The sequence below is a fragment of the Nocardiopsis synnemataformans genome (genome assembly GCF_965343085.1).
GTDB classification, from domain to species: domain Bacteria; phylum Actinomycetota; class Actinomycetes; order Streptosporangiales; family Streptosporangiaceae; genus Nocardiopsis; species Nocardiopsis alborubida.
The window spans coordinates 1-17,391 of sequence record NZ_CBDRFA010000017.1 but is presented as its reverse complement, the minus strand read 5'-3'; the positions used below and the strand labels follow the sequence as shown (position 1 = coordinate 17,391).

Sequence of the window (17,391 nt, the reverse complement as noted above, 5' to 3'; positions counted from 1 at the left end):
CGATCAGTTCTCCTCGATGGGAGTCGCGGTACGTCGGCGCACCATGAGCAGGCTGCTGCCGACGAGGGTGGCCAGCACGCCCCCGATGACGAGGGGCACCAGGAACGAACCGGTCTTGGCCAGGAGGTCGGGCTTGGTGGACCCGCCGCCCGCCGGAGGAAGGCCACCGCTCCCGTCCGTGGGCCGGGGCTCGGGTCCGGAGGGGTCGGTGGGATCCGCGGTCGGGTCCGGGGTGCCGGTGCCGTCACGATCGGGGACCTCACTCGGGTCGACGTCGCCGACGGCGATGACCAGGGTCGTCTCCCCCTCGAGCTCACGGCCCTCCGACGTGGTGGCGGAGAAGGAGAGATCGAGCCAGTAGTGGCCCTCGGCGGTGAACGCCCAGTTCCCGTGGGCGTGGACACCCGCGGGGATCCCGGTCAGCGTGTCGGGGACTCCGTCACCGGTGTGGAAGATCACCTGGGGGCTGCCGAAAGCGTCGTTCTGGAAGAGGGAGAAGGCGCCCGGTCCGTCATAACCGGTGAGGGTCCAGTCCACCCCGGCGGTGTCGTCCAGCTGGTCGGCCCCGATGTCCTCGGTGCTCCATCCCGGCCACAGCAGGTCGGCCTGCTGGACCTGGGGAAGCATCCACAGGTCCTCGCCCGACTCTCCGAGGAAGGAGAAGGCGTCGCCCTCGGGGACGCTTCCCCTCGACTCCGGTTTGGCGTGGAAGACGACCTCGTCGGCGTCGTAGTAGACCTTCTCTCCGGCGGAGGGGTCGTCGTATCCGGCGTAGACCGTCAGATCGTCCTCGATGACCGGGCGGAGGTCGACGTGCCCTTCGGACAGCACCACGGGGTCGGCCGGAGGCTCGGTCGGTTCGGGCTTCCCGGTGGGACCGGGTGTGGGCTCCGGATCCCCGGTGGGTCCGGGAGTCGGCTCGGGGTCCCCGGTCGGGTCGGGTGTGGGCTCGGGATCCCCGGTCGGGTCCGGGCTCGGGGTCGGTTCGGGGCCCTCGCCGGGGATCGTGGTCGGGTCGGAGTCCACGGCGACGACGAGCGTCTCCCCGGCCTCGACCGGACCGTCCGTGCTCTCCAGCGCGTAGCGCACGTCGAGGAAGTAGTAGCCGGGGTCGGTGAACACCCAGCTCCCGTGGGCGTGGGCGTACTGCGGCCGGACCTCCAGGGAGCCCGCTCCCGTGACCGTGCTCAGCAACGGCTGGGGGCTCCCGAAGGCGCCGGTCTGGAACAGCGAGAAGTCGGAGCCCTCCGGTCCCGCCACGCCCGTCAGCTCGAAGGTCATGTACTCGTCGGGCGCGAGGTAACCGGCGGGAAGGTGCTCGGTACTCCACCCGGGCCACAACAGGTTCGCGGCCTGCTGCTGCGGCAGGACGTAGGCGCGTTCGCCCGGGGCCCCGGTGAAGTCGTAGGCGGGGGTGTCGGGAATGTCGACGGCGGCTTCGGAGGTGACGTGGAACACCACGTCATCGAGTTCTCGGAACTCGGACGGGGAGACGGTGTCGTCCTTGACCCGGATGGAGAAGGTCCCGTCGGTGACGGTCGCGGCCACGTCGACGTGACCGTGATCCAGGACGAGCCGTTCCCCGCCGTCAGCGACGGCCGGGACCACGCCCAGGCCGGCGAGGGCGAGGGCTGCGGCGATCGCCCCCGGGGCGAGCCAGGGTCTGAGGCGGGTTCTCAACTTGTACTCCTCGGAGTGCGGCCCTTCCACGAGAAGCGCTGCGCGGTCCTTTCGGTGGAGCGCACAGAAAGTGGGGGGACGAGGGGCCTCGATCGGGGGTTGGGGGTCAGGAGTGCACGAGGTAGACACGGATGACTCCGTAAGAGATTATGATAACCGTTTTCATTTTTGCAAGGCGGGGTACCCAAGAACCGGCGCGCACCGGCTCCCAGGTTCGCCCCCGGAGAGCCCTCGGGTCGCCGTCCTCGCCTTGCCGTGCACTGGAGAGCGAGGACAGTCGTGACCGATGGTCGGTCCACCCGCACGGTGATCGTGTCCGGCATCCACGACGAGGCCCGGCGCCGCGTCGTCCGCATCCTGTCGGAAGCCGCCCCCGGCGCCACGGCGTCACAGTTCGACCCCGCGCGGGCCACACACCGCGGAGAGGGCCCGCTCCGGATCGTGGAGCTGCCGGGGGGCACCGACCCGGCGATCGTCGCCGAAGCGCTCATGTCCTCGGACCGCGGCGGGACCGGCACAACCCTGGCCGGGGTGGTCACCGCCGTGGACGCCCAGCAGTGCGTGACGGATCTGGCGAGCGGCGAGATCGCGCACTCGCGTGGCCTGAGCTCCGACAGGAACGATCCGCGCACGACGGCCGAGACCCTTCTACGCCAGGTCGACTACGCCGACCACCTCGCCCTGGTCGGAGCTGGGCGCGCCGACCTCCGGGGACGGCTGTGCCTGTCCCTCCTGGCGCACCTGAACCCCTCGGCCCGGCTGCTGGCCGAGCCCTCCCCACATGAGCTGGCGCCGCTCTTCGGCAGGTGTTTCGACGGCGTTGACGCCGCTGCCCGCCTGTCGCCCGCGTTCCCTCCCCTTCCTCCGCACACCGAGGAGGACCTGGCGGAAACCGTGGTGTGGAGGCGGTTCCGTCCGCTGCACCCCGAACGGTTCTTCGAGGCGCTGGACGAGACGGCCAGCGCCGGGCTGCGCAGCAGGGGACGCCTGTGGTTGGCGGGCATGCCCGACGCGATGTTGTCCTGGGAGGCGGTCGGCCTCTCGCTCTCCTTCGAGCGCAGCGGCCCCTGGCTGGCCGCCCTGCCGGCGGGGACACGCCGTCTGGCCGCCGAGCTGCGCAGACCGACCGACACCTTCGACTGGCACCCGCGCACGGGCGACCGCCGCCAGCACATCGCCTTCACCGGGCTGGGCGTGGACACACCGCGCCTGCTCCCCCTGCTGGACTCCTGCCTGCTCACCGATGACGAAGTCCTCGCCTGGGAACGGGACGGCCCGCTGTGCGAGAACCCCTTCGCCCCGCTCTTGGAGAGCGATGGCGGCAGTGACTGCTAAGGTTTGAAAACGATTTTCGTTTCCATGCAGATCCTCGACACGTCGAACCCCAGGGAGGACGACCCTTGACCGAGTACGACGACCCCTACACCCGTTCCGGGCAGTACCTGGACATGATGATCGCCGGGTGGTGGGAACACCACCGGTCGACCCTCTCCGAAGCACTGGGCTCCCTGCCCGGGGACTCCGGTCCCGTCGTGGACGCAGGCGCGGGCGGCGGCCACGGAACCCGCCTCATCGCCGCGACCCTGCCCAACGCCCGGGTGCTGGCCGTCGAGCCCTCCCTCCTGCTCAGGACGGTGCTGCTCTCCCGGATCGCCGACGACCCCGACCTGCGCGACCGCGTGACCGTGGACGGCGACGACCTGCTCTCAGCGCACCTGCCCGACCGGATCGGCGGCATGGTGATGGCCAACCTCATCGGCCACTTCAGCCCCCACGAGCGCGACCGCCTGTGGGAGGACCTGGCCCCGCGACTGGCACCCGGAGCGTTCGTCCTGCTCAACCTCGCCGCCCCGCTGAAACCCGAGCGAGTGGAGCGGGCACGGATGAGCGAGGTCCGCGTCGGCGGCCGCTCCTACGTCGGCTGGGCCACCGCCGAACCCAGCGGCCCCGAACAGGTGGAGTGGCACATGACCTACGAGGTGCACGAGGGGGACCGGGTCCTCACCCGCGACGAGGTCCGCTACGCCTGGTGGACCCTCACCGAGGAGACACTGCGCGCCGAGACCGCGCCCCACCGCCTGCGCGTCCTGCCCCACGGCCCCGCCGAGGCCGGACTGTACAAGCTCCTCCCGAAGGGCTGAGGCCGTGAGCGCACTCACCGAACTGCCCGTGACCGTGCTGTCCGGCTTCCTCGGCGCGGGCAAGACCACCCTGCTCAACCACCTCCTGGGCAACCTGGACGGCCTGCGCGTCGCGGTCATCGTCAACGACATGAGCGAGATCAACATCGACGCCGACCTGGTCCGGGGCGAGGGGCACCTGTCCCGGACCGACGAGCGCCTGGTGGAGATGACCAACGGCTGCATCTGCTGCACCCTGCGCGACGACCTGCTGGGGGAGGTCGCCCGGCTCGCCGAGCAGGACCGGTTCGACCACCTGCTGATCGAGTCCAGCGGCATCTCCGAGCCGATGCCGGTGGCCGCCACCTTCTCCGTCCCCGGCCCCGACGGGCGCCCCCTCCTGGAGGGGGCGCGCCTGGACACCATGGTGTCGATGGTCGACGCCGCGAACTTCCTCGCCGAACTCCACCGGGGCGACGACCTCGCCGAGCGCGGACTGGACGCCTACGAGGACGACGAGCGCACCATCAGCGACCTGCTCGTGGACCAGGTGGAGTTCGCCGACCTCCTGCTCGTCACCAAGACCGACCTGGTCACCGGGGAGGAGGCCGAACGGGTGGAGGCCGCGATCCGGCGCCTCAACCCGCTCGCCCGGGTCCTGCGCGTCGCGCACGGCCGGGTGGACCCGCGCGAACTCATCGGGGCCAACCGCTTCGACCCCGAACGCGCCTCCCGCGCCCCGGGCTGGGTGGCGGAGATCAACGGCGACCACGTGCCCGAGACCGAGGAGTACGGGATCTCCAGCCTGGTCTTCCGGGCCGACCGCCCCTTCCACCCCGGCCGTCTGTGGGACCTGCTCTCCTGCGGGTTCGGAGGGGACCGCCACGGCACCGTCCTCCGCGCCAAGGGCTTCTTCTGGCTGGCGACCCGTGCCCGCACGACGGGCCTGTGGTCCCAGGCCGGGCCGGTGGCCCGGTTCGAACCCGCGGGCGTGTGGGACCCCGCCGACGGGGCCGCCCTGGGCTACTCCCCCGAGGACCTGGCGGACAGCGAACCGGTGGAGCCGCGGCAGGAACTGGTGTTCATCGGCACCTCCCTGCGGCACGGCCCCCTGGAGGCGGCCCTGCGCTCCTGCCTGCTCACCGACGAGGAGCTCGCCTCCCCCTGGGATTCGTTCGACGACCCCTTCCCCGAGTGGGACGTGCACGGCCAGCACAGGCACCATGAACACGCCTGACCGGTCGGCAACAACCTCACCCGCTCGTCAGCCGTTCGGCCACGAGCTCGAACAGGTCCCGGGCACGCTCGCCGCACACCAGGAGACCCGCGCATGACAGACTCCAGTGGGAGCCGCCCGACGGCGACTCCCGGCCCCGCGACTGGCCCGCAGGTCCGGCTCCTGCTGACCGCGGTGTTCCTGGCCTACCTTGCGCAGATGACCCTGAACCCGATCATCGCGCCGCTCTCGCGGGAGGTGGGCCTGGCCGAGTGGCAGGTCGGGGTCACCATCAGCGCCGCGGCGATCATGGTCGTACTCACCAGCCAGGCCTGGGGCAGGCGTTCCCAGTCCTGGGGCCGCAAGCCCGTGCTGGTGGCCGCGCTCGCCCTCGGAGTGGTCACGACGTCGCTGTTCGCGCTCGCCTCCCATCTCGGTATGAGCGGCGCCCTGACCGGGGTGACGCTGTTCGCGCTGTTCGTGCTGCTGCGCGGCATCGGGTTCGGCACCGCGCTGGCGGCCGTCCCACCCACCGCGCAGGCCTACATCGCCGACGTCACCACCGACGAGGCGACACGGGTCAAGGGCATGTCCGGTGTCGGTGCCGTACAAGGCATCGCGATGATCGCCGGGTCCGTCGTCGGCGGGCTGCTGGCCGCCTTCGGCCTGCTCACCCCGCTCATCGCCGTTCCCGTCCTGCTCGGTCTTGGTCTGCTCCTCGTCGCGGTCCGGCTGCACCGTGAGCCGAGGACCACTCTGATCGACGAGCCCGTACGCGTCCGGCCCACCGACACACGCGTCTGGCCCTTCCTGCTCGCCGGGTTCGGTATGTTCACCGCGCTGGGGTTCATCCAGGTCATCACCGGGTTCATCGTTCAGGACCGCCTGGCCCTCGACGCCGAGGCCGCCGGGGTGCTCACCGGCGCCGCGATGCTCGCCGCCGGCCTCGGCCTGGTCCTCGCCCAGGGCGTCATCGTCCCGCGCAGCGGCTGGAGCCCTGCCACCCTCCTGCGCGTCGGCGGTACCGTCGCCCTGATCGGCTTCGCCGTTCTCATCCCCGACGTCGGCGCGCTCCCGTTGTTCGGCTCCATCGCGCTCATCGGCCTGGGCATCGGGACCGCCATGCCCGGTTACACCGCGGGCCCCACCTTGTTGGTCGGCCGCGAGGAACAAGGCGGCCTCGCCGGGCTCATCGGAGCCACCACGGGCCTGACCTTCGTCGTCGCCCCCACCGCCGGCACCGCCCTCTACAGTGTCTGGCCGCCCCTGCCCGTCATCACCGGCACCGTCATCATGGCCGTCATCACCGCCTTCGTCTTCGCCCATCCACGGTTCCGCGGTGCTCCCGCCACGTCCGCACACGAAGGCACGGGATCGAGCGCCGCTCCGGACGGGACCTCCCAGCACAACTGATCGCGGTCGCGCGCGGGCCCCGGTTCCGGACAGGCACCCCCGCCTCCCGAAGGCTGCACCCGTTCCACCCCGACGCCCGCGAGCCAGGGGGCGGCGACGAGCGCGCGGCCAACCGCCGCCACCGCGAACGCCCCCCCGTTCCGCCGCCTCCGCACCGGCCGCCCCCTCGGCGCGCGCATCCCCACATCCCCGACAACTCTTCACACAGTGACCCAGGTCACGCGAGCCTCTCTAGAAAACGATTATCATTTTCAAATAGCATCACAGGCGACCGTGCGAATCCACGACACAACGGACAGATCACACCCTGCTGTCTTGGAGCACGGTCACCACACCCCCAACCGAACAGGTGGGCGCCCGGCCCAGCCCCCACTGGCCTCTCGCCCGGTCCCGGGAGCGGGTCGGCGCCCACCTGTTCACCCCAGAAGGGACACCCCATGTCCACCGCAACGCGTACACGCGTCTTCGCCCCCGCCTCCCCACGACCTCGGGCATCGGTGCCGCACCGGGCACGGGCGCTCCTGCTCGCGCTGGCCGGCGCGATCGGCCTGACCATCGCCGTGGCCTCCCCGGCAGCCGCCGCCGTGTACGAGATCGACGAGGGGCACGTCGACGTCGTCCACGCGCGCCTCTCCGGAGGATCCATCGTCCTGGAGGTCAAGAACGACGCCGTGCCCTGGGGAGACCCCGAGATCCCCTCCGGGCTCCTCTCCCCCGCCCTGACCGCCATCAAGGTCCCCAACACCCCCGCCCTGGGCGGCTACGTCCTGCCCGAGTCCTACAGCGACGCCACCACGTACGGGCTGCCCTTCGCCGGATTCGCCAGTGACTCCACGCTGTCGGGCTCGGTGACCTACACCCTGGTGTCAGCCTCCTACAGCGGCAGCGGCGCCGGAGGATTCAGCGCCTCCCAGGCAGGTACCGCCCTCTTCACCCCCTCGGCTCCCTCCGCCACCTACGGCGGACCGGTGCACGAACACGTGAAGTGGCAGTTCACCGCCCCCGGCACCTACACCCTCTCGTTCCGGGTCACCTCCGGCGGGGTCTCCTCCGCCACCGTTCCCTTCACCTTCATCGTCGGCTGATCCACCTGCGGGGCCGGGGTCGGGGTTTCGGCCCCGGCCCCGCAGGGCTTCCCCCAGAACAATCCCCCCGACCGCCGGACACGTTCCCAGGACCGGGCGGTCCCTCAGAGAGGTTCCCCATGTCCCCCAGACCGCAGTGGCGCTCGCGCGCCCTAGGGGCAGTGGTGGTGTCGGCTTGTTGCGTTCTCGGGTCGTTCTCCACCTCCCACGCCGAACCGGGTGGCGGCCCGACCTTCGTGGACCGCGGGCACCACGACATCCGCGTGGCCCTACAGGACGGAGAGCTCGTCCTCGGGATGGACGCCGACCTGACCCCACTGGACTCGGTCGTCCTCGCCGACACTCTGCAAGGTACGGTCCCCGCCTCCCGGGACACGGGGAACACCGTGTCCGACACCGACTACGGCCTGCTGGGGGAGGAGGGAGACACCTACTGGTACTTCCCCGCGGCGGGGCGCCCGCACCCCGACGGCGGACAGGCGCTGTGGCCGGGTTTCAGCCTGGAGTCGTTGGACACCGCCCAGATCAGCACACCGGTGTCGATGACCCTGGACGGGGTGAGCGGTCCGGGCGAGGTCTACGTCGGATGGCCTGGAGCCACCCAGTCCGCCAACCTCGTGTGGAGTACCCGCCAGGGGCTGCCGGACTCGGCGATCCCCACCCACGGGCACTCGCACTACGAGTGGGCCTTCAGCGAGCAGGGGGTCTACTGCCTGAACGTCACCGCCCGCACCCGGCTCACATCGGGATCATGGGTCAGTGCCAACGAGCAGATCACCGTACTCGTGGGGAACGAGACACCCCGGGACCGGGTGGTCCCCTGCGGGACCGGCGGTGAGCGGCCTCCGATCTCCCTGCCGGAGCCCGCCCCCGCCGTGGAGTCCCCGGGAGAGGCGCTGACGCTCTCCTCCCAGCTCGGAGCGCTGGAGGTCTTCCTCGACGGCGACGAGCTGAGGACCGCTGTGGCCGTCTCCCCCTCGGCTGCCTCCCTCGACGTGGCCCACAAGGACCCCGAAGACACCGTCTACTCGTCGAACATGTCCTGGCGGGGCTCCTGGTCCGTGGACGGTTACAGGAACCTCATCCCCGCTTCGGACCTGGACTCCTCCGGGTTCGTGTGGTCGACCGAACGCCTCGCTCCCGGTGCCCTGGCCGAGGACTCGCACCTCACCGTCACGATGGGCCGGGCCGAGGGGCCGGGCACACTCACGATGACGAACGCCCTGGTCACTCCTCCCGGAGAGGGGTTCGACTCGGGCGAGGATCCCAAGGACACCTACACGCTCGGCCCCGGCTTCTCCGACGCCTTCTCCCGGTGGACCTTCAGCGAGGCGGGTGTCTACTGTGTGCCGCTGACCTTCTCCGCCACCCTGGCGGACGGCACGCCCGTCTCCACGGACACGACCCTCACCTTCGCGGCGGGCGACGGCTTCGACCGCTCCGCCGTGGTGCCCTGCTCCCACGAGGGAGGCGGCGGAGGTGGCGGAGGCGGTGAGGAGCCCGGCCCCGACGAGGAGGTGTACGTCCCCAACGGCTCCACCAACCAGGCGGGAGCCGTCGTCCTCAACGACGGGCACGTGGACGTGACCAGCGTTCTGTCCGACACCGGGGACCTGCTCACCCGGGTCAAGGACGACACGACACCGGGCGCGCCGATCCACCGTCTGCCGGAGGAGACGGTCCTCCAACTCCTGCCCGAGAGCCGGACCGTGGTGCCCTCGGACGAACGCTTCTCCTTCCTCGGCGATCCCGACACGCCTCTGTGGTCCGTCAACCAGCAACAACAACAGGGGCTCCTGTGGCCGGGATGGTCCACGGAGGAACTGCCTCCAGGGGCTCTCGAAGGAGACGTCGACTGGCGTATCGAGGGGTTCCACGGCCCCGGAGAGCTCTTCCTGTACCAGACAGGGGCCTTCGGGGACCCGGAGGTCCTCTTCGACACCTCCTCCGACGGGCGGGACTCCTTCGCGATCCCGCCGGACACCCACGCCCACGGCACCTGGGCCTTCACCGAGGAAGGCGTCTACTGCCTGGACACGGTCCGCAGCGCGGCCCTCGCGGGCTCGGGAGAGGTGTCGCACCGCAGCACGCTCACGATCGCGGTGGGTACGACACCGGTGACCGGCGTCGACCCCGCCGACTGCCCGCCCGACGAAGAACCCGGCCGGGTTCCGGCCCCACCGCCACAGCCCACCGCGCTGTCCCCCGAGAGCGGCGTGGTCGACGTCGAATGGCAAGCCCCGGCCACCGACGGAGGCTCTCCCGTCACGGGATACACCGTGACGCTCCAACCGGTGTGGGGCATCCCCTTGACGGCCGAGGTGGACGCCTCCTCACACAGCCACAGGTTCGAGGACGTGCCCGTCGGTTCCTACCGTGCCCAGGTGAGGGCGGTGAACGCGCACGGGGAGTCCGATCCCTCGGAGGCGTCGGACTACGTCCAGATCGAACCCGCGGCGACCGAGCCCGTGCAGCCGATCGACGTGCGGGCCTCCGCGGCCGGCCCGGACTCGCTCAACGTCTCGTGGACGCTGTACTCCGACGGAGGCTCCCCCGTGACCTCCTACACCGTCATCGTCAGCCGGGACGACGAGGTCGTGGTGACCCAGGACGTGCCCGCCGACCAGCTGTCCGCCACGGTCACGGGTCTTGACCCCTCCACCGCCTACAGTGTGGTGGTCACCGCGACGAACGCCGTCGGCACGTCCCCTCCCTCGGTGGCGGCCGAGGCCACGACCGGGGACGCCGGGGAAGGACCGGTCACCGTCGGACGGCCCACGGCCACGGCCGCGTCGGGCACCTCGGTGAACGTGGCCTGGGACGCGGTGTCCCCCTCCGGGCTGTCCGGATACCTGGTGAGCGTGTACCGGGAAGAGGACGTCACCGCGACGGCCGACGTGCCCCCCGAGAAGACCACGGTGACCGTGGAGGGGCTGGAGACCGGCACGGAGTACACCGTCACGGTGACCCCCGTCGTGGACGGGGCTCCGGGGAGGGAGTCAGAGCGTTCGGACCCGGTGCGCACCTTCTCCGTTCCCGGGGCTCCGCACTCGGTGTCCGCCCATGTCAGCGGCGAGGACACGATCGACGTCTCCTGGAAACCCGCCGGTGACGGAGGCACGCCCGTCACCGGATACGACGTCACCCTGCTGGCGGACCAGGTGGAGGAGGCCACCGTACGGGTTGGGGGAGACGGTTTGAGCGCCTCCTTCTCCGGGCTCTCTCCCGGCCCCGCCTACAGCGCCGTCGTGTCGGCGACGAACAGCGTCGGAACCTCTCCCCGCTCCGAGGCCTCCGCATCGGTGACCCTGCCCGAACCCGAGCCGGAACCCGAACCCGAACCCGAGCCGGAGCCGGAACCCGAGCCGCCGGGCCCCCCGGCCGAGGACGACCTGACCGATCCCGCCCGCGGTGGTGTGACGGTCCCCCACACGGCGGTCGTCGGCACGACGATCACCGTCGGTCTGGAAGGGGAGTACATCGGCCAGGAGGTGGAGAACTGGCTGTTCTCCACGCCCTCCAGCCTGGGAACGGCCACGGTGGGTCCCGAAGCCGAGTACCGGCTCGCGATCCCGGCCGACGTCCCTGTCGGCCGTCACCGCCTGGCGGTGACGGCGACGGACGGAAGGCTGATCGGATGGGACGACATCGTTCTCACCCTCTCCAGCGGCCCGGAGCCTTCCGATCCCCGACCCCCGGGCCATGAGAGTCCTCCCCCCGCGAACACCGATCCGGACGGGGAGCCCCTGCCCCGGGACGAGGCGAAGCTCCCCTTCACCGGAAGCAGGCTTCTCGGACTCCTCTCCGCCGGAGTCCTGCTGGCGGTGGCCGGCGCGGCCACGCTCATGCTCTCCCGTAAGAGGCAAGGGGGTGAGGCCTGAAACAAGAGGCGAGGGCCCGCAGGAACTCCCGGACCAGGGTTCCTCCGACCGCGTCGGGACCGGGGTGAGGAGCGAGCACCTCACCGCCTGTCCCGGTACGTGCCGTTCGCGCGCGGTGGGCACCCCCTCCATGCGAGGAAGTTCGGGTGACGTTCGCCCGCCGCATCTGCTCGCCGGAGAAGTCCGGCGGACTCTGAGCGGGACGGCTCCCGGCGGGCGCGGACGGCAGTTCCCGACGGCGGGGCGGCGGCGTGATCGCGGCCTGTTGCCGTCGGGGGGTGGGGGACGAACACGTGGGCCAAGGCCATGGCCAGCACAGCGGCGGTCAGCGCCCGCACGCCGCACCCTCGTCTGCGCGCGGACCATCCCGCTGTGCACCTGCGGCAGTCCACCGACATGCGTCGACATGCAGGGCACGCATATCCCAGCCCTGGCCTGTCCTTCACCGGAGCGGCACCGAACGCCTCTCAGCGTCTCTGATCAGCTAAGCGAGCCCATACGAGACATAGTGTCTGGTGTGGGTTCTGCCCACCATGGCGGGGAGGCATGAGCATGCAGGTGGAAGCCCGCGCCCAGTACTGCTCCTCGCGGCCTGTGGCCGGTGGTGGGTCTGCTGATCGTGTGCACGCCCTGGTACCGGTGGGCCGCGCGGGGCAGCCGGGTTCGGCCCATTGGTGCGTGTCCCTCCGGACGCTTGCCAGCACGACCCTGCGGTTGTGCTGGGGAGGGAACCTCGCGTCGCCTGGGCGCGAGGCGGTTGGAACGTGGCCGGGTAGGGCCGGTCTTCGACCGGTCCGTCCGGCTGGTCTTCGGCCCGACCGTGATGACGGCCTCGGCTTCGAACTTGTCAACTACCCTGCGGATCACCATGGTGCTGCTGGTCTTGTCCATGACGGTCTTGGCCTGGTGGGTCAGGCCACGTGCTGCGATCCGGCGCCATGCCCCGTGGTCGCGGTCGCCCTGCCAGCCACACTCCGCATCGGGGCAGACAGCCCACTTCCAGCCGTTCACCGCGGGCTTGTCGGGGGCTTTGCGGTGTCGCAGCGGGGACAGGCAGCAGGGGCAGTGCTTGGAGGTGTTGCGGGGCGGCACCGTGACCACGGCGATCCCGACCTCGGCGGCCAAGTGCCGCATGCGGTCGGCGATCCGGCCGCGCACCGTCTGGGATAGGCGGGTGTTGTGGGTGCGGGCCATACCGCCCGCTTCCATCGACCGCAGGTCTTCGAGGTAGATCACGGTGGCTTTGGCGGCGATGGCCTGGTCCACGGCCCAGCGGGCTGCACTCCAGGCAAGAGCATCGTTGAGGTTCGAGCGGCGCTCGCAGACGCGTCGGATCTCCTCAGTCAGCACCTGTGCCTTGTGGTCCAGGGTGGCGTCGGTGAGTCGGGCGTAGTGATCGGCCTTGGCGTGCAGGCACTCGGAGTGTCGGCGGAGCCGATACTGCTTGGCGAGCACCCCGGCGGCGCGGAACTGCGCACCCGATCCGAGAGTAGTGATACGGCCGTCGTCGTGGAGCTGGGCGGCTCCGGCGCACAGCAGGGTGTTGAGCCCCCAGTCAACACCGAGCGCGATCGTGTGGCCGGTGCGCTGGGTCTTGGGCACGGGGTGGGTGTAGGCGAGATCAGCCCGCACCTTCGCGCCCACGATCCGAAGAGTGGGCAGGTGGATCACGGCGTTCTCCGGAACGGTCGGCGGCAGCGTGATCTGACAGGCCACCCACGTCCAATCCTGGTACGCCTGCGGGTCGGGCCGGGTCGGGAGTTGCAGTCGCAGCAGCACCCGCTGCGGCTCGGCCGTGGAGCGCTCGACGGTGGCCTGTTGCCCGTCGCACGCGGCGAGCAGCAGCATGCGGGCGGCGCGGGGTGTCGGCTCCAGCTCGAACACATCGGCCGGGCGACGGCCGTACTCACGGTCGAAGGAGAGGACCTGGCGGGTGCGGGAGCGGATCACGCTGGAGGGCAGGTACTCGCCACCGGGTATCGCCTCTCGCACCTGATCCCACTCTTGTGGGGTGCGCTTGCGCGGGTCGGTGGGCCAAGTGGCCAGCACACCGGCCGCCAGGTCGGCCCGCCACTTCACCGACCGCAGTGCGCGTCCGGCCTGCTCCTGGGCCATACGCACGATCCGGTCATTGACCTTCACACCCTCGGGCGGGGCGACGGTCCAGCCCAATCGGCGCAGCGCCATCCAGGCGTTCGAGGGCAGCTTCCCACCGCCCGCGTCCACACCAGCAGCAAGCACGTCGACGTCGGTGGTGTTCCAGCGCTCGGCCAGCAGCGCACCTGCCATGCCAGACACCAGGTCGGCGCATCAGCCCGCGCGCTCCACCACAGCGGCGGCGGTGAGGAATTCGCCAGTCCTCTCGTCCACGCTCGCGCGGATCAGGGCGCGGACGCAGGCGGTGCGGGAGGTCTCGCCTTCGGCGAGCTGCGGTTTGCGACTCACGTGGCCTCGCTCTGGTCGCTGCACTGGCCGGACTCGGCCAGTAGCCGCTTGCGGTTCTGCGCACTGCGCATCCCGTACAGACGCCCGGCGAACGTGGTCACCAGCGACACGAAGTCCTCCAGGAGTTCGTCCCGGCCGCCGAGTTTCTTCGGGTGCAGCACCTCCACCGTGACTCCGTACACGGCGAACAACCGCTTAAGCCATCCGACACCGAACCGGGCCAGCCGGTCCTCATGCGTGACGCGGACCGCGGTCACGGTACCGTCCGACACCATCGCCAGCACCCGGTTCAAGCCGGGACGGTTCTCCCGTAGACCAGAGCCACGGTCGCGCACCACCTTGACGATGACGCCCGTGGATGTGGCCCGTAGCTCCTTCTCCTGGGCCTCCAGCGAGGACTCCTGCCCAGACGATCCGGAGACCCGCACATACAGAACCTCCCGGCGTGGGCGGGAGGTCGCGGAGTCGCTGCCGCGCTTCATGTTCTCGACATCGACGGAGGAGAAGCGGCGCTCACGGCCGACCCACGTGAACGGGATCTTGCCGTCGAGAGCCCACTGGCGAAGTGTCATCGGGTGTATCCCGAGACGCTTCGCGGCCTTCGACATGCGCAGCAACTCCATGCGCGCAACTATACATGCACAAAACTAGGGATGACTAAGGAAATTGGTTAGCCTTCCGGGACGTCCTCCAGGCAGCGCAACCAGGAACGGGGGATGGCACCGACCCCGTTGCGTGCTCCGGCGAGGGCCCCGGCCATGGCCGCCACGCGTCCTCCGCCACCGTCGACAGCCGCGGCGAAACGCACCACCTCCGGCAGGTCGTCGGGGGAACGGAGGAAGGCGGCGAGCGCGAGGGGAACGGCCTCGACCGCGGTGACGCCCTCCCCCAGCGCACGCGCCACGTCCCGGTGGGTGCAGCGGCCCCGGGCAAGGGCGCCCAACCGCGCCAGTTGGGACCGGAACTCCGGAGCGGAGGAGTAGCGGGCCACCGTCGACAACAGGTGGGAGGCGGCCAGCGACTGTCCCCTGTCCGCGCGACGGGCGTAGGCCACCGCGCAGGCCTGGATCGCGACGCCCTCGAGCGCGAGCGCGTGGGCGTGGGTGACGTACGCGCTGTCCCTGGCCAGTTGGACCAGCCGGTTCAACGGAACGGGCAGGAGGCCCACGGGGGCCACCCTCGCGGCGGCACCGGCCCCGTACGACCCCGTTCCTCCGAAGGCCGAGACGGACGCGCTCTCCCAGGAGACGCCGTTGACGACGGAGAGGAAGATCCTGATCTCCCCGCCGCCGAAGCCCCGGCCGGGGTCGCGTTGCCACGCGTCGGTGAACTCCCGAACCAGACGGTCCTGGTCGACGGCGGCCTCCTGGGCATCCGTCCGCTGACACAGGTGCTCGGCCAGAACGGCCATCAGAGCAGTGATGCCGGTGGGCCTCAGGAGTTGCGGGACCTCCGGCCTGTGCGACGACGTGCTACCGAAGGCGTCCCCACAGGCGGCGGCGACCAGGCAGCCCTGGTCGCGATCGCTGAAGGGGTCGTCGAGGGACTCCCGGGCAGCGGGAGGCTGATCGGGCAGTGAGGAGAACATCGGGTTGTCTCCGTCCGTGGTGGTGGTCTCGGAGACAACTCTACTCTCACGGAAGGGTAGAGTGTGGAGCGATGGGTGGCGGCATCCTCGATTCCGCGCCCACCATCCGGCCCGCGGCGGTACGGCCGACGGCACGGTCCGTCTTCCCTGGCGGTACCGCCGCGGCCCCGGCCCGAAGGTTCACCGCTTCGCCCTGTGGAGGCACAACCGATGGTCACCCGAACCGACATCGCCGCTTCCCTCGAGGGAGCCTTCAGCTCCGGACCCCTGACACGGGGCCAGGTCATCAGCGCCGCGGACCTGCACGACGCGAACGATGAGGTCCTCACCGCCCTGGCGAGGCTTCCCGAGGGGTCCTACTCCCATCTGCGTGACCTGTGGAGGCATCTGGACGACGTACCGCGGAGTGCGTGATCACCGCGTGGCCCCACCCGCCCGGACCAGCTGTCCGCGACGACTCTCACCAGCACGTCCGGAACCGGGGCGCCCTCCAGCGAAAGAGGTCGGGTCAGTTCCAGCCGCGCACCCCGACGGGCGCGGGCAGCGGCTCCGTCAACCAGGTCCACGTGCCGTCGTTCTCGGTGAAACGGCGCTGAAGGGACTCAACGCGCCCCAGGGGCCAGGAACGCGCCTCGCGCCAGACACCGGCGACGTTCTCCTCCAGATAGAGGCGGGACGCGTCGGTGCGCACGCGCTGAGCCCGAAGGCTCGTGGAGGACCCGTCGTTCGTCCGGATTCGGTAGTAGGCCATGACAAGCTCCAACATCTCGGCGGCAAGCCGGAGGCGCGCCCCTCCCCCCTCCCAGGAGCACACGCGGGAGGAAGTCGAGCGGCGCGCCGAACTCCCGGCACCCAGAACTCTACCCTCACGTTAGAGTAGAAATACCGGAAGGTCATCACCGGGGCAGGATGAGCGTGCTCTCACCCTCCCCCGCGTCGCCGCGACGGACGGCCGCGGCCGGCTGGTACTGGCCGGGGACGGGTTTTTGCTGGTTGGCGCGAGCGAGCATGTCCGCGTCGCAGACGCCGCACAACGGGATGTAGTGCAAGGAGACGATCGAGAGCTGGGTACCCCGGGAGTACTGGGTCAGCGCCTGCGGCCTCATGTGGACGTCCGCACCACCACAGGTGGCACAGGTGTAAGGGGTGTCCCTGTCCCACCCGGCACCACATGCTCCACAACGGATGCGGATGCCCTCCCGGCTGCGCTCACCGACCAGATCCTCCTCCTCACCGCAGGCTGGACAGGTCATCTGACGTGGCATGACGCCCTCCTCGTCCACAGACGCGCTACCGTGACGCGCTACGACAACCGACACCGAATAAACGAATCTAACGTTAGAGTAGATTCAATGAGAAGAGGTGCCGCGATGCCCGAAGCGGGCCACATGCAGATCGGCGAAGTCGCCGAGCGGACCGACCTGTCCCTGCGCACGATCCGCTACTACGGCGAGGTCGGCCTGGTCGAACCGTCCGCGCGCTCACGTGGGGGCTTTCGCCTCTACACCGAGGAGGACGTCGACCGGCTCCAGCTGATCAAGCGGATGAAGCCGCTGGACTTCAGCCTGGAGGAGACCCGCGAACTGCTGGCCTCCCTGGACCGGCTGAACGCCGCCGAGACCGGACGGGACGAACGCGAGGCGCTGAGCGAGAGGCTCGACGCCTTCGAGGCGGCCATCGTGGCCCGCTGCCAGACCCTGCGCGACCAACTGGCGATGGCCGAGGAGTTCGCCGGACGGCTGCGCGAACAGCGCACCAGGAACAACGCGACCACGTGAGAACAGAACCGTAAGGAGCGACAGTGACCACAACAGCGCCGACCGCGGACAAGGTGACGGCCGAGGTCACACGCGAGGCCTCCCGGCGGCGCACGTTCGCGGTGATCTCCCACCCCGACGCCGGCAAGTCCACCCTGACCGAGGCCCTGGCCCTGCACGCGGCCGCGATCTCCTCCGCCGGCGCG

General features: G+C 70.5%; 16 protein-coding genes. 9 read left to right on the top strand and 7 right to left on the bottom strand.

The genetic code is table 11. The annotated features are described in order from the left end of the window. Positions 1-3: 3 nt before the first annotated feature. Positions 4-1,680, bottom strand: coding sequence for a choice-of-anchor M domain-containing protein (locus tag ACSIH6_RS12155; protein ID WP_435108357.1), 1,677 nt, complete (start codon positions 1,678-1,680; stop codon positions 4-6). Between the two features lie 279 nt (positions 1,681-1,959). On the opposite strand from ACSIH6_RS12155, the gene ACSIH6_RS12150 reads away from it, so the two are divergent. The 6 genes from ACSIH6_RS12150 (at position 1,960) to ACSIH6_RS12125 (ending at position 11,395) form a co-directional block, all read left to right on the top strand. Beyond that, a complete protein-coding gene (locus tag ACSIH6_RS12150) occupies positions 1,960-3,015 on the top strand; it encodes a GTP-binding protein (protein ID WP_435108356.1) in 1,056 nt (351 codons plus the stop codon). Between the two features lie 65 nt (positions 3,016-3,080). Then, entirely contained in the window at positions 3,081-3,821 is a 741-nt protein-coding gene (locus ACSIH6_RS12145) for a class I SAM-dependent methyltransferase (protein WP_435108355.1), read from the top strand. A 4-nt stretch (positions 3,822-3,825) separates the two neighbouring features. Further along, the gene (locus ACSIH6_RS12140; protein ID WP_435108354.1) at positions 3,826-5,037 is read left to right on the top strand and encodes a GTP-binding protein; all 1,212 of its coding nucleotides are present in this window, start codon (positions 3,826-3,828) and stop codon (positions 5,035-5,037) included. 93 nt (positions 5,038-5,130) lie between these two features. After that, complete coding sequence (locus ACSIH6_RS12135) at positions 5,131-6,429, top strand: MFS transporter (protein ID WP_435108353.1); 1,299 nt, start codon at positions 5,131-5,133, stop codon at positions 6,427-6,429. Positions 6,430-6,866: 437 nt separating this feature from the next. After that, positions 6,867-7,514: a TIGR03769 domain-containing protein gene (locus tag ACSIH6_RS12130; protein WP_435108352.1), complete on the top strand. Its 648-nt coding sequence runs from the start codon at positions 6,867-6,869 to the stop codon at positions 7,512-7,514. Between the two features lie 119 nt (positions 7,515-7,633). Continuing rightward, entirely contained in the window at positions 7,634-11,395 is a 3,762-nt protein-coding gene (locus tag ACSIH6_RS12125; RefSeq protein WP_435108351.1) for a choice-of-anchor M domain-containing protein, read from the top strand. A 480-nt stretch (positions 11,396-11,875) separates the two neighbouring features. Here the strand turns inward: ACSIH6_RS12125 and ACSIH6_RS12120 are convergent, their stop codons facing one another. The 4 genes from ACSIH6_RS12120 to ACSIH6_RS12105 all read right to left on the bottom strand — a co-directional run bounded on the left by ACSIH6_RS12120 (position 11,876) and on the right by ACSIH6_RS12105 (position 15,428). Further along, entirely contained in the window at positions 11,876-13,684 is a 1,809-nt protein-coding gene (locus ACSIH6_RS12120; RefSeq protein WP_435108350.1) for a zinc ribbon domain-containing protein, read from the bottom strand. Positions 13,685-13,705: 21 nt separating this feature from the next. Then, the gene (locus tag ACSIH6_RS12115; RefSeq protein WP_435108349.1) at positions 13,706-13,840 is read right to left on the bottom strand and encodes a hypothetical protein; all 135 of its coding nucleotides are present in this window, start codon (positions 13,838-13,840) and stop codon (positions 13,706-13,708) included. Continuing rightward, positions 13,837-14,448, bottom strand: coding sequence for an IS607 family transposase (locus ACSIH6_RS12110; RefSeq protein ID WP_435108441.1), 612 nt, complete (start codon positions 14,446-14,448; stop codon positions 13,837-13,839). Before ACSIH6_RS12110 ends, ACSIH6_RS12115 begins: the two co-directional genes overlap by 4 nt. 62 nt (positions 14,449-14,510) lie before the next feature. Continuing rightward, positions 14,511-15,428 carry an ADP-ribosylglycohydrolase family protein gene (locus ACSIH6_RS12105; RefSeq protein ID WP_435108348.1) on the bottom strand — a complete coding sequence of 306 codons (918 nt, stop codon included), beginning with the start codon at positions 15,426-15,428 and terminating at the stop codon, positions 14,511-14,513. Positions 15,429-15,638: 210 nt separating this feature from the next. Between ACSIH6_RS12105 and ACSIH6_RS12100 the strand changes: the two genes are divergently transcribed. Next, complete coding sequence (locus tag ACSIH6_RS12100) at positions 15,639-15,842, top strand: DUF2795 domain-containing protein (RefSeq protein ID WP_435108347.1); 204 nt, start codon at positions 15,639-15,641, stop codon at positions 15,840-15,842. Positions 15,843-15,936: 94 nt separating this feature from the next. On the opposite strand, the gene ACSIH6_RS12095 is transcribed toward ACSIH6_RS12100, so the two are convergent. Together ACSIH6_RS12095 and ACSIH6_RS12090 are read right to left on the bottom strand one after the other, a co-directional pair. Continuing rightward, the gene (locus ACSIH6_RS12095) at positions 15,937-16,179 is read right to left on the bottom strand and encodes a hypothetical protein (protein ID WP_435108346.1); all 243 of its coding nucleotides are present in this window, start codon (positions 16,177-16,179) and stop codon (positions 15,937-15,939) included. 145 nt (positions 16,180-16,324) lie between these two features. After that, entirely contained in the window at positions 16,325-16,693 is a 369-nt protein-coding gene (locus ACSIH6_RS12090; protein WP_435108345.1) for a hypothetical protein, read from the bottom strand. Positions 16,694-16,798: 105 nt separating this feature from the next. Between ACSIH6_RS12090 and ACSIH6_RS12085 the strand changes: the two genes are divergently transcribed. Together ACSIH6_RS12085 and ACSIH6_RS12080 are read left to right on the top strand one after the other, a co-directional pair. Next, positions 16,799-17,206: a MerR family transcriptional regulator gene (locus ACSIH6_RS12085; protein WP_435108440.1), complete on the top strand. Its 408-nt coding sequence runs from the start codon at positions 16,799-16,801 to the stop codon at positions 17,204-17,206. Positions 17,207-17,229: 23 nt separating this feature from the next. Next, positions 17,230-17,391, top strand: a 162-nt coding sequence (locus ACSIH6_RS12080) for a GTP-binding protein (protein WP_435108439.1), incomplete at its 3' end; no start/stop codon positions are given.

Coding starts and splice junctions, on each gene's coding strand:
- ACSIH6_RS12135 (WP_435108353.1), top strand. CDS start 5,131: ATGACAGACTCCAGTGGGAGCCGCCCGACGGCGACTCCCGGCCCCGCG.
- ACSIH6_RS12130 (WP_435108352.1), top strand. CDS start 6,867: ATGTCCACCGCAACGCGTACACGCGTCTTCGCCCCCGCCTCCCCACGA.
- ACSIH6_RS12125 (WP_435108351.1), top strand. CDS start 7,634: ATGTCCCCCAGACCGCAGTGGCGCTCGCGCGCCCTAGGGGCAGTGGTG.
- ACSIH6_RS12120 (WP_435108350.1), bottom strand. CDS start 13,684: ATGGCAGGTGCGCTGCTGGCCGAGCGCTGGAACACCACCGACGTCGAC.
- ACSIH6_RS12110 (WP_435108441.1), bottom strand. CDS start 14,448: ATGTCGAAGGCCGCGAAGCGTCTCGGGATACACCCGATGACACTTCGC.
- ACSIH6_RS12105 (WP_435108348.1), bottom strand. CDS start 15,428: ATGTTCTCCTCACTGCCCGATCAGCCTCCCGCTGCCCGGGAGTCCCTC.
- ACSIH6_RS12100 (WP_435108347.1), top strand. CDS start 15,639: ATGGTCACCCGAACCGACATCGCCGCTTCCCTCGAGGGAGCCTTCAGC.
- ACSIH6_RS12095 (WP_435108346.1), bottom strand. CDS start 16,179: ATGGCCTACTACCGAATCCGGACGAACGACGGGTCCTCCACGAGCCTT.
- ACSIH6_RS12090 (WP_435108345.1), bottom strand. CDS start 16,693: ATGCCACGTCAGATGACCTGTCCAGCCTGCGGTGAGGAGGAGGATCTG.
- ACSIH6_RS12085 (WP_435108440.1), top strand. CDS start 16,799: ATGCCCGAAGCGGGCCACATGCAGATCGGCGAAGTCGCCGAGCGGACC.